The sequence below is a fragment of the Alicyclobacillus dauci genome (assembly GCF_026651605.1).
In the GTDB taxonomy this organism is placed as follows: domain Bacteria; phylum Bacillota; class Bacilli; order Alicyclobacillales; family Alicyclobacillaceae; genus Alicyclobacillus; species Alicyclobacillus dauci.
Window position 1 is genome coordinate 65,826 of sequence record NZ_CP104066.1, and the last position, 13,604, is coordinate 79,429.

Below are 13,604 nucleotides of genomic sequence, written 5' to 3' on the forward strand. Positions count from 1 at the left end.
GCGTTATGGTGTCCCGTTAAGGAGGGGGTATCCACGGTTACTCTTGGAGCTTTCATCATAGGTTTTGGGCTTGGTTTGTACGGAAAGTGGATCGTACAAAAATCCTTTGGGAGGTGGCACCGTTGAGAAAACCTGTCGTGATCGACATGCACGAGTTTGTTGTGAACGGAAAGGTGCGGCGCGTAGATGCATATCGAGTTGATTGGCATCAATTCACCTTAGCTGCCGGATCTATGGGCGTTGTGCTCGAAGCTGTACCGGCATTTGTCTACGCTGGCACGGACCCGGCTGTAACGGTAACGGCAAGCGAAGGTGCTCAGCTCGACAGCATGCACTTTAACGCTGACGCATCTTGGGCGGATTACGTCATTCCGCTCATAAGGCACCAGGCGTTGCCGCTGGCCGTGACAATGGTTTGCTGGGCTGGACTTGAGATGATTCTGAGGCGTCCATCAAGCGCCCTAGATCGTGCTAAATGGGCAATAGGTGGCTACATCGGCATGCAGTTTGTTCTACCGTTCATTCGGCACCTGGGACACCAATTCGGGGATGTGTGAGGAGGATTTGCGTGAAATCATTGCTTATCGTGCGGAACGTTATCAATGACATATTCCCATCGAAGACAGATAAGACGCTTTGGATCGCTAATGGATTCACCTGGACGGCTGTGCTCTTTATGGGTGGATGGATTCCGATGGCATGTGCCGGTGCGGGTACGCTAATGTATTCCGGAACTCTAGAGTTGATTTATCGAGCACGAGAGGAACATAGCAAACTGAGTGGTCATTCATGAAGTGGCCATGGCAAGTAACAACCACGTTCGGGGCCGTGGATTCGTCGCACGCCGCGTCGCATAGTGGGGTTGACCTAGCGCTGCCGATGGATACGCCGGTGCAGTCTATAACGAGTGGAGTGGTCGAAAAGATCACACATGAAGGCTCACAAGGATTCGGGAATGCCGTATGGCTTAAGGAACCCGACGGCTATCGGATAGTGTTCGGTCATCTCGACAAGGTGAAGGCGTACGCTGGGGAACGGATTCACAAAGGAGATGTCATTGGCCTGTCCGGCGACACAGGGTATTCCACTGGTCCACACTTGCATATCGGAGTTATGGCGCCGAACGGTAAATGGGTCGATCCCGATAATTATTTTTCTCCGTGGCACAATTGGTTCCATCTCTCGAGTAACCGCGTCAAGAACAGCGAGGATGAGTTTGTAGTCGGACACGTTGAGCATTGGATTGGGGAGATCGTGAAAGGGTTGGCCAGAGACTTTGGAGAGTGGGCACTTCATCAGATTGCACCCATTGCTCTTGTCATTTGTGCTGTGTCCTTACTTGGAGTCATCGCCGGAATGGTTAGGCCGCGTCGTTGGGCCTTCTACAGCGGTTTAATCGCGACGATTGCATATCATGCGGGGTGGGCATCCTAATGAGGCCGTGGAAGTATGTTTATCACGAGATGGAGACTATAAGAATTACGCCAGATCGGTCGGCGCGGAATGTGCAGGGTCACATCTTTGCGAATGCCCTACATGATTGCCATTCAATTGTTTGGGACCGTCTCAAATTCGGTTGGAAGGGTATTAAGCACACCGCGCCGGTTCGGTTCTGGCACATCATCGACATATCCTTACAGGGCGTTAAATTCTACTTCGCTGCGCCTACTGGTGAATTCTCTACCTACGCTACTCATCGTTTGAATAGATACTGGCCGAAAGCAACGATAGAAGACGGACAGCAAATTCCGCTGGTTGAGATCAGTAATACTGATGTCATCGAATTGAATCTAACCAAGCACAACATTTTTGGTCTTGGTATTGGCCGAGATGAAGACACTACACCAATCGCTGACATCCTCAGTGTCCTGGAGGACTTTCGAGAAGACGATAGAGCGGTCATTGCCTACTGTTTTGAGCCATACGACCGCGTGTCATGGGCTGACATTGCTGATAACGCTTATGAAGCGCTAAAGGCCGGGAAAGTGCCGAAGCGTTTTGAACTGAAGGTAAAGGTTAATCAGATGAAGGCTGCCGAGTTTCTAAATGACCAGCTGCACGGCGCTTATGACACTGTATTTGGCGCACTGGATGGCAAAGAAGCGGCCAAGAAGAAGGATAACGACCGGAATAAGAAACCGGAGAAGTCATCGGAACGCCTTGTACTTACACAGCAGAACGAATTCAGCGCTGTCACACGCAATAAACGCAGTCAACCAGTGTTCAAGGCATGGATGCGTGTTTTGGTCACCTCTAAGGATGCTGCACGCCGTAAGGTACTGACACGAGCATTCTCTAACGCATTCGCCGCTCTGAACGGCGACAACTCAATACGGGGGCAGCGCGGTAGCCGGTCGGCTATCGATGAAGTGAACACCCTTCAGTTGCACCAAAAGACGGTGTTGAGTCCAGGCGTGAATATCCTGTCATCCACTGAGTTCGGGAAGCTAATTCAAGTGCCTACAGCGTCCCTCCAGGACCAATACAAGGACTATATCGAGGCAATCAATAAGCGCGAACTGGATTTGCCCGATTGGCTAACGTCCGGGGGCCTAGAACTAGGCGAGGTAACGTACAAGGGCAAAACGGAAACAGTGTACATCCAAACAAAGGACCATGACACGCTATGTCTCCCCTGGTTCGCTTTTGGACCGCAGGGCGTAGGCAAGACAGGGCAAGGTGTCAAAACGGCCGTGGAGTTTATCAAGGCCGGTTACAGCGCCTTTGTGATTGACGTGGCAGATGGTGACCTAGTGACCGAAGCGCGTGATGCAATGCCGGAATGGATGCCCGATGATCACATTATCGATATGGACTTAGGTCACAAAGACTTTGCCATCCCGATGAACTGGTCAGAACGGGCTGCAGCTGGTGATCCGGATGACGAAGCAGACGTGGCTAACCTCATGGCCGCGCAGTTGGTTCGGTTCATCGATACGATAGCCAAGAGTGAGACGTCAGACCGGATGTCGATGTACTTAAAAGATGCAGGTCGCGCACGTTTAGGCAGACCGGGGGCCACGCCGCTGGACGCGATGCTCATGCTTACCTCAAAGAAGTATTGGGGGTTGCACAAACGATACGTCGTAAGTCCGCGGGTAAAGGCGAAGCTCGAAGCATTTTGGAATCAGTCAGACAGAGAACGAAACGAAATTATTCGCCCCATACAAAACCGCATTAGTCTTCTCATGGACGAAGAACGAGTCGCAGATCATACCCTCCAACCCGACAAAACAGACGCCGATGGCAATCCACTCATTAACTTTCGTAAATGGGCAGACGGTGACGAGCATCCGTATTTCGTTGGGATCCGTATACCGAAAGACTTCTTCCTAGACGCTGGCACTGACGCCGTGGCCACTTTCGTCATCTCAAAGCTATGGTTGGCTATCTTGAGCCGATACGATACGGCAAAGAAGGATCGCAAGCCCTGTGTGTTTGTCATGGATGAGCCACACCAGTTCCCGAGCGCATTGCCGCTGTATAAAGGCGTGGTGCGTGAATCCCGTAAATGGCGTCTGAAGCTCATGTGGCTGGGGCACACGCTCGAGGACTTCAAGGACATCATCGAGCAAGTACGCGCCGCCGGGTGTCAGTATTCGCAGTACAAAGCGAAGTCGGAAGCCAGTTTAAAGATGGTCCTACCCGAAATGGCACCGTTCACCAAAGAAGAGTTGATTAACATTCCAGATCGTTTCTGGGCGGTAAATCGAATCACGGCACCAGGCAGCGAAGAACCTGCACCAGCGTTCCTAGCACATATGGCTGCGCCACCAAAAGCGGTTAAGAATCGCTCATACCTGCGTGACTATTGGGCCCAGACGCTTGGGCGGCCGCGGAAGGAAGTACGCAAAGCATTGATGGATAAGGAGGCTCAATATCTATGATGGGGGCACTCTTGAGGGTGTTTAACTGGGGTTCGAAGGTTGATGCCGGTAGTCCATTCACATTGAGTAACCTGGACGATTTGTCAGACCTGGCCGATGCACTGCGCCAGGCGTTAGGATGGTGAGCTCATGGGCTTCATGAAAATGATCATTTACGATTCCATTCGTAGCGCGCGCCATGCGGCTCGTGAACGTGCGAAGGATAGCGCCAATACATTTCCCCATACGGGACTGAAACAACTCGGCAAAACGGCTGTCACGAAGTCAGATGTCGACCGACTGGCAGATAAGGTGGAGCAAACACGTAGCGATGTACACCGGGGACTCGGAGACCTGTATCATATGCATTCGACGAATGACGAGTTCCTATTCAAGCAAATGGATAGGCTTCATGATGCCATCGACAAGCATGGACAAACGATCAAAGAACTGGTGGATGTCATTAAAAATATGGGTGGCCTTGGGTGAGCTAGTCGAAGGACCAACTGCCTAGCAATCATGGAACGAATATAAACCTTGTTGAAATATTAGTTTATTGTGAATAATATATGTTTATTCGGAAGGTTGGGTTTGGAGGGGCAAAAATGCCGAAAACGCACTATTTTCCTAAGGACACTGTCCACTATACGTGGGATAAGTCACATGAACCGTTGCTACGGATCCAAAGTGGTGACACAGTCATTTTTGAAACTAGAGATGTAAGTGACCGACAATTTGGGCCTAATTCGACCACAGAGGATGTAGCCAATCTAAACTGGGATAAGGTATATCCGTTGTCTGGTCCGGTATTCGTCGAAGGTGCTGAGCCTGGGGATACGTTGGCTATCGAGATATTGCATATGAATCCTTTAGGATGGGGTTGGACAGCTGTACTACCTGGACTAGGTTTACTGGCAGAGGATTTCCCCGACGCGTATTTACGTACATTTGATTTGTCAGATGGGAAATACGTGCATTTTCGAGAGGACATCAAGATACCCATCGAACCTTTTTTCGGAACCATGGGTGTGTGTCCTAAGGATGCTGACGGTCAACCAATTATGCCACCTGGTACATTCGGAGGTAATCTCGATACACGGCAGTTGACTCCAGGTACAACTCTTTATCTCCCTGTCCAAGTTGCAGGTGCATTATTCAGTTGTGGTGATGCCCATGCAGCTCAAGGCGATGGTGAAGTTTGCGTTACTGGGCTTGAATGTCCTATGTACGCCACTCTTCGTTTCAATCTTATCAAGAATCAATCGATTCCAGCCCCTCAGTTCGAAACTGCAGGAGCACTTACTTCGAAAGTTAACCACGCTGGTTTTTATGGAACAACGGGCGTTGCTTCTGACCTAATGGTAGCCGCAAAAGATGCCCTTCGCGCTATGGTAAAGCACATTTCTAATAAATACGAGATGACACCAGAAGATGCATATCTTCTTTCCAGTCTGTGTGTGGATTTAAAGATATCCGAAGTAGTCGACGCTGGACAATACGTTGTTAGTGCAGTTTTGCCTTTGGCTGTATTCCAAAGATAGTCAGTACAGTATCTGATATAAAAAACGACCCCTGCGAATCAAATCGTAGGGGTCAAATTATATGTAGTAGGGGCATCAACGTTATGGATTAGAAGACGAATATTACAGTTAGATGTCATGAATGTAAGAATCGTCCTCTCCGTTACAGAACCAAACCATCCCCTAAAACCCGATGGTTACTCGTTAAAGCGGAAATCAATTTAACGCCAAATTAACGCCAACTTATCACCAATTTAACTCCATATTGACATGCAAAAGGGCAGTCCATGGACCGTTCCAGTCATGACCACGTTGGTTGTGTGTAGCGTACACGTTTCATTGAACCGTTAAAGGTGTAGGTGCAAAATTGATTTGCTTGCTCCTCATCTAAACTCCTTGCACACCTTACTCCTTCCAAGGTCATCTGTGCGGGGAGTTTTTGATGTTCCCGTTATTTTTCTACTGTGTACCCTTAACCCGAGGTACATTTTTACACTCCATTACATTTGTGTCCAATAATCGATGGCTGTTAGTTTGTGAACAAGGATTGTATGATTCGTGACCAGACGAAATCCACGTGTAGAGCACACAGTTCATTGATCGGTGAAACATGTAGGTACATACTTGGCTGAAAATCTGTAAACCACCTTATTGTCCTCGTATCGCTATTATGGTGATGCGAGTTTTTTATGTCCAAAAAAGACAGCCCACCGAAGTGGACTGTAAGAATGGGTATGTACCCTGGAGACACAGACGTACCGCATGCCCCGCCTTCGCACACGACATTGACAGCCACACATGCCGTCCTACCTAAATTGCCGGAACCACAGTATATGACGTTACTGGTGCAAAGTCCGTCGATACGTGACGTGTAAATTTAAGGGACAGCCGATGGCAGGGCGGCTGTCCAGGAGTAAAGGGTTGTATATAAAGGTCGTTACCGACCGTCCACACCGCTGATTATAAATATTCCGTTTTAGGTTCAGTTGGAGGCGCTGTGTAGATTGTGTGGATTGTCCTTAAAAGAACCAAGTCACCTAGTCAAACCGTTGTTACTGTAAGAATAATGGATAATTGCATTAGCACCTTTTTAGCACCAAATTAACGCCATATTAGCGCATTATTATCACCTTTTTAACAACAAAAAAGACGCCCGTTGAAGGACGCCAAAAGGAGAAAGGATTGGAGGCCATCTATAGCATGTCCAGTTAAACTAGCGATTATACACGTTGGGCAAAAAGTTTTTGATCTACTAACAAAAAAGTCCCCGTGCACCGACCGAAGCCGATGACGAGGATAAAAAGGGGTAGAAAGGGTAAATGCAGGATTAGTGTACATCCCAATGATGTACATATGGGCGTTCAGTGGTATTCATCATATATTCCGTATCAATTGACTCCAAAGTTGGGGTGAATGACGTAAAAACGTTTTTGGGTACAAATTGTCACCAAGTATTTTTGATGGTGCGAATGTGTCACTAATCATCGGAGACGCTTGATATACGGGGATGTCAAGGATTGCAGGAACCTTCCGATACTTGCAGAAATTGTGAGTAAGGAGGGTGAGTGCATGAAAGTCGAAATATTTTTCAATGGGGAACCATGGCACGATACTAAATGGGATTGTATTCCGCGAATCGGCGACAGATTCCTATATCATCATCCTTCTGGTGATGACTTTCACTGTGTTGTTGATGATGTAGTTTGGGTGATCAATGATCGACTAGAAGTTTCTCCCGAGTTACGAACATCAGTCAAAATCAAACTTGAAGGAAATTTAACATTACTCGATTGACCCGCTTCGGCGGGTTTTTATTTTGCCCAAATACGTGATAGCGCGAAGGGTACGTGGTTCGCGTCAGTTCTCACGTAAATCACTAAGAGGAGCATTTGCTACTGTGCCATCCTCGTAATGGATTTCGGCATATGCGTTGGACTCGAACACTTGATCAATATGAACAGCAACACCGCGGTACTCTACATTGATAATCTGGGGCGATTCCATAATTTCTTTAGCTCGATGGATATCCATTTGAAACCACCTCCCTAAACTAGGATGACCGTGTAGGGTTTTATCTATGTACACCACGCCTAATTCATAAGAGGGACGCCGTAATCGTTAGCATCCAAACTGCGAAGCCTTAAACTGGCTATGTCGCCCGTTGGGTGTGTTTTATAGGTACGAGTGAGTCGATTGACTAATACCCACCCTGGTCCAGGTTTTGGACCACTAACCAACCTATGATGATAGGAAAGGCATTCATGGACGAAAGTAATGTCGGAAGATAGGCTAACTAAACGAATAATGTACTAATGGAACTGCTGTAATGTGTCAATGATAATCGTTAAGAACCGGTGTAACTGAATCCATATATCGATTGCGATTACTGAAATGGGGCTATTTAGCAATGGAGCATGCAGAACGTCATTTCACAGGCTCAGAATTTATTCGAGATATTGTTATTGGAATGTCAGACGGCTTGACGGTCCCATTTGCCTTAGCTGCCGGCTTATCAGGAACGGTATCTCAAACTTCTTTGGTAGTGATTGCTGGGATGTCCGAAATCGCCGCAGGCTGTATTGCCATGGGGTTGGGCGGATATCTCGCTGCCAATACAGACCGCGAACACTATTTTTCCGAGCTCCGTCGTGAGGAACGTGAAATCGACGAAGTGCCGGGCAGGGAAAGAGAAGAAGTCAGGTCACTTCTCTTACAGTGGGGCGTTCCCGAGGAAAATGTGGAAACAACCGTCAATGCCATCAGTCAAAATCGGAAAAACTGGATCGACTTTATGATGAAATTCGAGCTAGGTCTTGAGGAACCCGATCCAAAACGAGCGGTGCGCAGCTCGATTACCATTGCAATTTCCTATATCGTTGGTGGTATTATTCCGCTTGCTCCGTATATCTTTATACACCATGCCAATACTGCCCTAGTGACTTCCGTGATAATTACACTGATAGCCCTGTTTATTTTCGGATTTGTGAAAGGCAGATTCACAGGGGTCAATCCATTCAAGAGCGCGATTCAAACATTGCTTGTGGGTGGCATTGCGGCTGCCGCTGCTTTCGGTTTGGCAAAAGTATTTGCTGGATGATAGTTCGGTCGACGAGAAAGAAACGCGCGGCGGTGTTATCGTTCATAGCGCTTCTGCATATCAACGCTCTGACCAGGAGACGTGGGGCAACTAGAGGCCAGGGTTGAAGCCATTCCGGCTGCATACCACCCTAATTGGTCCTGTAACCAGGGATCTCACAAGAGGGTTCAAAAAGGTGCACAATTATGCGATTGGACCTAAGGCTTATGATTTAGCCAAAAAACACGGATACAGATTGGTTACGATTGAAGTGAAATCGCCACCAGAATACGATTTGACGTTGGAATAAGTTGGCGACGTCTTCTGGCACTAACGGGTGCGAATGTGTGCAATAAGGGTTCCATTAAAAACACGAATGAATATCCAGGACGCGGTATATAAATGAACCGCGTTTCTTCATGTTTCAAGACACTCTTAGAGTAGAGGAAATCGGAATTCTTGTCCCAATAAATGTCTTAGCGTGGGTTTTACGTCATTTTGTTGGCGGGACCCCTATTTATGCGGTGTGTTCGCTGCTCTTCTTATGAGACAAACGGGCAGTTAGTTCAACAACGACTACATACCTCTGGGGACGTGAAGATACCTCATTAGATAATAAAACAGGGGGCGAATAAACCCCCTGTTTCTGCACTAATGGTGCAAATGATATGGGACTGTCGTAACAACGACATCTTTATGTCGTAGCAGCCAGGTTCTTAGGAGAAATGGTGTCTGATTGTGAAGAATGTGGTGCCACCATTTTTTCGGTACGAATTGAGCAATTAATAGCTGAATATGGTCGGGTTTTCCCCCTTCATAATTCTCCAATCGACGTAGAAACTTGGATAGTGGGTAAAGAAGTGATCGATATTCACTTTTTACGGTTACAAGTCTGCATGGTGAGCCCCATGCCTTCCATTTTTGCTCCATCCTTTCGATGGATTCATCATCAAATCCAATGTACAGGGCAATCACATCTTGACTACTGCTTTGGGCGAATGAAATTGTTTCGACAACGATACGATGAATACCCGAAATCAGTACAACGGAAAGAATACGATGTTTGTGAGGATGAATTGTTTCTAGATCGATGCGAAGTTCGTCTGCAATTTCATCGTAATGTTTCCGAATTTTCATTGCGCAAAAGATTAATACCGGTAAAACGATCAGAACAATCCAAGCACCACCTGTAAACTTTGTCACTGCAAAGATGACGGCGACGAGTGCTGTAACCAAAGCACCAAATGCGTTAATTGTCGCTTTGACCTTCCAAAGGTGCCCTCGAACCCTTAACCAACGCTTTGTGAGACCCAATTGCGCAATGGTGAATGCCACAAATACACCGATGGCGTAGAGTGGAATTAGCGCATTGGTTTGCGCATGAAATACTTCAATAAGCAGGGCCGCAAGTGCAGCAAGCACAATCATTCCGTTTGAGTATCCTAACCTGTCTCCACGAAGTGCCAGGGACCTTGGTAAAAATCGATCTTTAGCGACCAAAGCAGCCAGTTGAGGAAACCCAGTAAAGGTGGAATTGGCGGCTAAAATGAGAACCACAAAAGTGAAGATGATAATGATCTGGTAAATCAATCCGTGGCCAAAATATAAGCCTGCCAGTTGAGACAGCATCGTGTTATTTGGATTGACTGATATCCCCTTAACATACAGGTGATAGGCGAATCCAAGCAACGTCACACCCGTGATGACACCTAATGCGATATAGGCCCGAATCGCACCATTTTTCCCTTCTCGGAAAATGGGAACTGCATTAGAGATGGTCTCAATCCCCGTAAGAGACGAACAGGCTGAACTAAAGGCTCGGAGCATGAGCATGGCCGTGAGTCCTTGAGGAATCGTTCCAAAAGGAGGGGTTACTGGTTGCACAAATCCATGGTGAAGTTCGTCAATGAATCCAGCTACGATTAGAAGGATCATACACGCCATGAAAATGAATGTCGGATAAGCAAAAACCTTTGCTGACTCCGATACCCCACGCAGGTTGATTAATAAGATAATGAAGACACATAAAATCGAAAGCAACGTTTCATGGCCAGAGAGGACTGGGTATGACGAAGCCATGGTTTGAATTCCCGAAGAAACGGAAACGGCGACCGTTAGTACATAGTCTACAAGCAAGGCACTTGCGGCGATGAGCGAAACAACCGGCTTCTTAAAGTTGTCCTTGCCAATTGCATAAGCACCGCCGCCGCTGGGATAAGCCATAACACCCATAATGTACGATGTGATTAGAAAAGCGAGCAGGATGACTGTTGAAGCAGTTATTGGAAGTATAATCCATTTTGCATTTGTGCCTAAGTGTGCCAATTCGGTTATTCCAGCTTCGGGACCATAGGCCACGGATGAATACAGATCTGCAGCGAGAATTGGCAGTGCAATGAGCCAAACCAGTTTCATATGTGGCTGATTAAGTTCCCGAGAACGGATAGGGCGACCTACAAGTATTCGTTTCACGTTTCCAAAATTGAACAATCCGAAGGCGATTGCTGCAATGATAATGCAAATCAAAACGGGATGAAGCCAAGGAAACTCTTTGTACATGTTGTAACCTTCCCTCTGAATGTACTCCTAGTGTCTCTGTATCTCTTTCGTTAGTTTGCCTAAAACACAAAACGACCCGCAGAGGGGTCGTCCAAAAACCTCTCCTGCAACACCTACGAAGTTAGCTGACGGGTTCGGGTGGCAAGAATTTTCACCCTTCCAACATGGATTCACCCCAAAAGAATGGTTCCTCCGCTCCCAATAGGGATTAGGCGTATATTGAGTTGACGTCGATTATTGTAGTCTCGTTTAATGAAAATTCAATACCAAACTCTGGATTTAATTTTAATGGACTTTGCGATCATGCATCGTTTGTACGTAGACGAACCGCTTATTTGGGAAATTGGTTACTAGAGGACATCTAAATTTAGCACATTCTACTCGAAGTTTGCACAGAGTATTTATTGAACTTATGGGGGCGTTAGTGCAAGATCGACTGCCACATAAATACGAATTAATATCCAGAACGCGGTATGTATATGAACCGCGTTTCTTCATATTTCAATGAACTCTTAGAGTAGTGAAAAACCGAATTTTCATTCCAATAAATGTATTAGCGTATATTTTCGTTAAAATGTCGGCCCTACCCCGTAAATGGCGTCTGAAGCTCATGTGGCTGGGGCACACGCTCGAGGACTTCAAGGACATCATCGAGCAAGTACGTGCCGCCGGGTGTCAGTATTCGCAGTACAAAGCGAAGTCGGAAGCCAGTTTAAAGATGGTCCTACCCGAAATGGCACCGTTCACCAAAGAAGAGTTGATTAACATTCCAGATCGTTTCTGGGCGGTAAATCGAATCACTGCACCAGGCAGCGAAGAACCGGCACCGGCATTCCTAGCGCACATGGCCGCGCCGCCAAAAGCGGTAAAGAATCGTTCGTACTTGCGTGATTATTGGGCGCAGACGCTAGGTAGACCACGGAAGGAAGTACGCAAAGCGTTGATGGATAAGGAGGCTCAATATTTATGATTGGTGCGTTGCTGAAGGTATTTAACTGGGGATCCAAAGTTGATGCTGGCAGTCCGTTCACGTTGAGCAACCTAGACGATTTGTCTGACCTGGCCGATGCACTGCGCCAGGCGTTAGGGTGGTGAGCGCATGGGATTCATGAAAATGATCATCTACGACAGCATACGTAGCGCACGGCAAGCGGCACGAGAGCGCGTCAAGGAGAGCGCTAACCCTTTTCCTCATACCGGGCTAAAACAACTCGGGAAAACGGCTGTCACGAAGTCTGACGTCGACCGACTGGCTGATAAGGTCGAGGAAACACGGAGTGACGTTCACAAGGGCATCGGTGACCTGTATCGGATGCATTCGACGAATGACGAGTTCCTTTTTAAGCAGATGGATAGGCTGCATGATGCAATAGATAAGCACGGTCAAACGATCAAAGAACTGGTGGATGTGATCAAAAACATGGGTGGCCTCGGCTGATACAGTCGTGGCTTCTCCTGTTACATATCCAGTTTAAAACATGGTTGCGATGTGTAATTTCAGCTTATACTGCCCTTAGAGATCCTTCAGAACCGCTTAACGAAGTGGAGGTACTATGCGATGTCCAGGGCCATGTTGTATCTCGGTGGAATCTTCGTTGGTTTTATTGCTGGACTTGTAGTGGGGCTTGGATTCTTCACTATTGCTTCCGTTGCTAGGATTCAATCAGGGATAGCGTTGATTACACTGCTCTTTGTTACTTTCATCGCAGTGGGTTGGACCCATTGTAGACGCCATTTCGACTAGATGTGGTTTTTTATCTCTTTACTGCTGGGCGTGGGAACCTTTGAGATGCTGTTTGTATAAACATGTGGACGCGGTGTCAAAAAGGGCGTCTCACGACGCCCGCACCATAGTCATTACTTAGTTGTGACGTCTCCGCTGGCGACCACGGTTAAATCCTTCGTGCTTTGATGGATATTAATCACCCATCCACTTGTAGGAATACTCTTTACACCTTTAATAACGGTTGTTGCAGTTGCATCCCCGCTCTTGTTTGCAGTCAAATCCCCTAAAGCGTAGACTATTGGGCCTGTTTTTGTAGTCGTACCACTATGAATATGCTCAGGATGTACACTGTTCGGTGCCAGTCCGGAAGCGGTAACTATAACAGTTAACTGATGTGTTTTAGGATTCAGCGACAAGGTAGCTGTGCCTTTGACCTTATTTCCTTTTGTTGAGTCAAGGGTTGCAATAGCCGACGTAGCAGCTGTTTTGGCAACACTCTTTGTACCGGTTTTTGCAGCGTTTGATGTTGAAGTACTTGTTGAATTTTGGGTAACAGATGAACCATTCGTGGTGATATTGCCTACGGTATTACTAGTGCTGTTACTGGTTCCGCAACCGGCTAATCCAAACGTTGCGACAGTAATTACGGAAGCAACTGTAGCTAATGTCTTTGATGTCATGTTCTTTGTCCCCCATTTTGCCTATGTAATGCATGGCTCTGTCGATAGTTTGTTATCGACAGTTACATCGTCAATTATAGTTACGGTGTCTGGTACCTATATGGAGACGGTATGTAAATTGTGTGACGGGGCTCATCGAATAATCTAAATGATTTATTGTCGTATTTAGCGTTGCTA

General features: G+C 47.0%; 16 protein-coding genes and 1 riboswitch. Of the genes, 13 read left to right on the top strand and 3 right to left on the bottom strand.

Features of this window, described 5'->3' with window-relative positions; genetic code table 11:
* Positions 1-122: 122 nt before the first annotated feature.
* The 8 genes from NZD86_RS24255 to NZD86_RS24290 all read left to right on the top strand — a co-directional run bounded on the left by NZD86_RS24255 (position 123) and on the right by NZD86_RS24290 (position 7,180).
* Positions 123-557, top strand: coding sequence for a hypothetical protein (locus tag NZD86_RS24255; protein WP_268047133.1), 435 nt, complete (start codon positions 123-125; stop codon positions 555-557).
* 11 nt (positions 558-568) lie between these two features.
* Positions 569-793, top strand: a complete 225-nt coding sequence (locus tag NZD86_RS24260) for a hypothetical protein (protein ID WP_268047134.1) — start codon at positions 569-571, stop codon at positions 791-793.
* Positions 790-1,434, top strand: coding sequence for a M23 family metallopeptidase (locus NZD86_RS24265; protein WP_268047135.1), 645 nt, complete (start codon positions 790-792; stop codon positions 1,432-1,434). The genes NZD86_RS24260 and NZD86_RS24265 overlap by 4 nt, the downstream gene beginning before the upstream one ends.
* A 29-nt stretch (positions 1,435-1,463) precedes the next feature.
* Positions 1,464-3,887 (top strand): type IV secretory system conjugative DNA transfer family protein, encoded by a 2,424-nt coding sequence (locus tag NZD86_RS24270; protein ID WP_268047136.1) that lies wholly within the window; start codon positions 1,464-1,466, stop codon positions 3,885-3,887.
* Complete coding sequence (locus NZD86_RS24275; protein WP_268047137.1) at positions 3,884-4,012, top strand: hypothetical protein; 129 nt, start codon at positions 3,884-3,886, stop codon at positions 4,010-4,012. Before NZD86_RS24270 ends, NZD86_RS24275 begins: the two co-directional genes overlap by 4 nt.
* 4 nt (positions 4,013-4,016) lie before the next feature.
* The gene (locus NZD86_RS24280) at positions 4,017-4,355 is read left to right on the top strand and encodes a hypothetical protein (protein WP_268047138.1); all 339 of its coding nucleotides are present in this window, start codon (positions 4,017-4,019) and stop codon (positions 4,353-4,355) included.
* A 116-nt stretch (positions 4,356-4,471) separates the two neighbouring features.
* The gene (locus NZD86_RS24285) at positions 4,472-5,407 is read left to right on the top strand and encodes an acetamidase/formamidase family protein (RefSeq protein ID WP_268047139.1); all 936 of its coding nucleotides are present in this window, start codon (positions 4,472-4,474) and stop codon (positions 5,405-5,407) included.
* Between the two features lie 1,548 nt (positions 5,408-6,955).
* Complete coding sequence (locus NZD86_RS24290) at positions 6,956-7,180, top strand: hypothetical protein (RefSeq protein ID WP_268047140.1); 225 nt, start codon at positions 6,956-6,958, stop codon at positions 7,178-7,180.
* A gap of 63 nt (positions 7,181-7,243) precedes the next feature.
* On the opposite strand, the gene NZD86_RS24295 is transcribed toward NZD86_RS24290, so the two are convergent.
* Positions 7,244-7,417 carry an H-type small acid-soluble spore protein gene (locus NZD86_RS24295; protein ID WP_268047141.1) on the bottom strand — a complete coding sequence of 58 codons (174 nt, stop codon included), beginning with the start codon at positions 7,415-7,417 and terminating at the stop codon, positions 7,244-7,246.
* Between the two features lie 376 nt (positions 7,418-7,793).
* Between NZD86_RS24295 and NZD86_RS24300 the strand changes: the two genes are divergently transcribed.
* Positions 7,794-8,483 (top strand): VIT1/CCC1 transporter family protein, encoded by a 690-nt coding sequence (locus tag NZD86_RS24300; RefSeq protein WP_268047176.1) that lies wholly within the window; start codon positions 7,794-7,796, stop codon positions 8,481-8,483.
* 630 nt (positions 8,484-9,113) lie between these two features.
* Here NZD86_RS24300 and NZD86_RS24305 read toward each other — a convergent pair.
* Entirely contained in the window at positions 9,114-11,021 is a 1,908-nt protein-coding gene (locus NZD86_RS24305) for an APC family permease (protein ID WP_268047142.1), read from the bottom strand.
* Positions 11,022-11,115: 94 nt separating this feature from the next.
* Positions 11,116-11,246: riboswitch (cyclic di-AMP (ydaO/yuaA leader) on the bottom strand.
* 295 nt (positions 11,247-11,541) lie between these two features.
* Here NZD86_RS24305 and NZD86_RS24310 point away from each other — a divergent pair.
* The 4 genes from NZD86_RS24310 (at position 11,542) to NZD86_RS24325 (ending at position 12,765) form a co-directional block, all read left to right on the top strand.
* The gene (locus NZD86_RS24310; protein ID WP_268047143.1) at positions 11,542-11,991 is read left to right on the top strand and encodes a hypothetical protein; all 450 of its coding nucleotides are present in this window, start codon (positions 11,542-11,544) and stop codon (positions 11,989-11,991) included.
* Positions 11,988-12,116: a hypothetical protein gene (locus NZD86_RS24315; RefSeq protein ID WP_268047144.1), complete on the top strand. Its 129-nt coding sequence runs from the start codon at positions 11,988-11,990 to the stop codon at positions 12,114-12,116. Before NZD86_RS24310 ends, NZD86_RS24315 begins: the two co-directional genes overlap by 4 nt.
* 4 nt (positions 12,117-12,120) lie before the next feature.
* Positions 12,121-12,459 (top strand): hypothetical protein, encoded by a 339-nt coding sequence (locus NZD86_RS24320; RefSeq protein WP_268047145.1) that lies wholly within the window; start codon positions 12,121-12,123, stop codon positions 12,457-12,459.
* A 120-nt stretch (positions 12,460-12,579) separates the two neighbouring features.
* A complete protein-coding gene (locus tag NZD86_RS24325) occupies positions 12,580-12,765 on the top strand; it encodes a hypothetical protein (protein ID WP_268047146.1) in 186 nt (61 codons plus the stop codon).
* 113 nt (positions 12,766-12,878) lie between these two features.
* Here the strand turns inward: NZD86_RS24325 and NZD86_RS24330 are convergent, their stop codons facing one another.
* Complete coding sequence (locus tag NZD86_RS24330) at positions 12,879-13,427, bottom strand: CHRD domain-containing protein (RefSeq protein ID WP_268047147.1); 549 nt, start codon at positions 13,425-13,427, stop codon at positions 12,879-12,881.
* Positions 13,428-13,604: the final 177 nt, after the last annotated feature.

Excerpts from the sequence above, each read along its gene's own strand:
- NZD86_RS24265 (WP_268047135.1), top strand. The coding sequence starts at position 790 with ATGAAGTGGCCATGGCAAGTAACAACCACGTTCGGGGCCGTGGATTCG.
- NZD86_RS24270 (WP_268047136.1), top strand. The coding sequence starts at position 1,464 with ATGGAGACTATAAGAATTACGCCAGATCGGTCGGCGCGGAATGTGCAG.
- NZD86_RS24275 (WP_268047137.1), top strand. The coding sequence starts at position 3,884 with ATGATGGGGGCACTCTTGAGGGTGTTTAACTGGGGTTCGAAGGTTGAT.
- NZD86_RS24280 (WP_268047138.1), top strand. The coding sequence starts at position 4,017 with ATGGGCTTCATGAAAATGATCATTTACGATTCCATTCGTAGCGCGCGC.
- NZD86_RS24285 (WP_268047139.1), top strand. The coding sequence starts at position 4,472 with ATGCCGAAAACGCACTATTTTCCTAAGGACACTGTCCACTATACGTGG.
- NZD86_RS24290 (WP_268047140.1), top strand. The coding sequence starts at position 6,956 with ATGAAAGTCGAAATATTTTTCAATGGGGAACCATGGCACGATACTAAA.
- NZD86_RS24295 (WP_268047141.1), bottom strand. The coding sequence starts at position 7,417 with ATGGATATCCATCGAGCTAAAGAAATTATGGAATCGCCCCAGATTATC.
- NZD86_RS24300 (WP_268047176.1), top strand. The coding sequence starts at position 7,794 with ATGGAGCATGCAGAACGTCATTTCACAGGCTCAGAATTTATTCGAGAT.
- NZD86_RS24305 (WP_268047142.1), bottom strand. The coding sequence starts at position 11,021 with ATGTACAAAGAGTTTCCTTGGCTTCATCCCGTTTTGATTTGCATTATC.
- NZD86_RS24315 (WP_268047144.1), top strand. The coding sequence starts at position 11,988 with ATGATTGGTGCGTTGCTGAAGGTATTTAACTGGGGATCCAAAGTTGAT.
- NZD86_RS24320 (WP_268047145.1), top strand. The coding sequence starts at position 12,121 with ATGGGATTCATGAAAATGATCATCTACGACAGCATACGTAGCGCACGG.
- NZD86_RS24325 (WP_268047146.1), top strand. The coding sequence starts at position 12,580 with ATGTCCAGGGCCATGTTGTATCTCGGTGGAATCTTCGTTGGTTTTATT.
- NZD86_RS24330 (WP_268047147.1), bottom strand. The coding sequence starts at position 13,427 with ATGACATCAAAGACATTAGCTACAGTTGCTTCCGTAATTACTGTCGCA.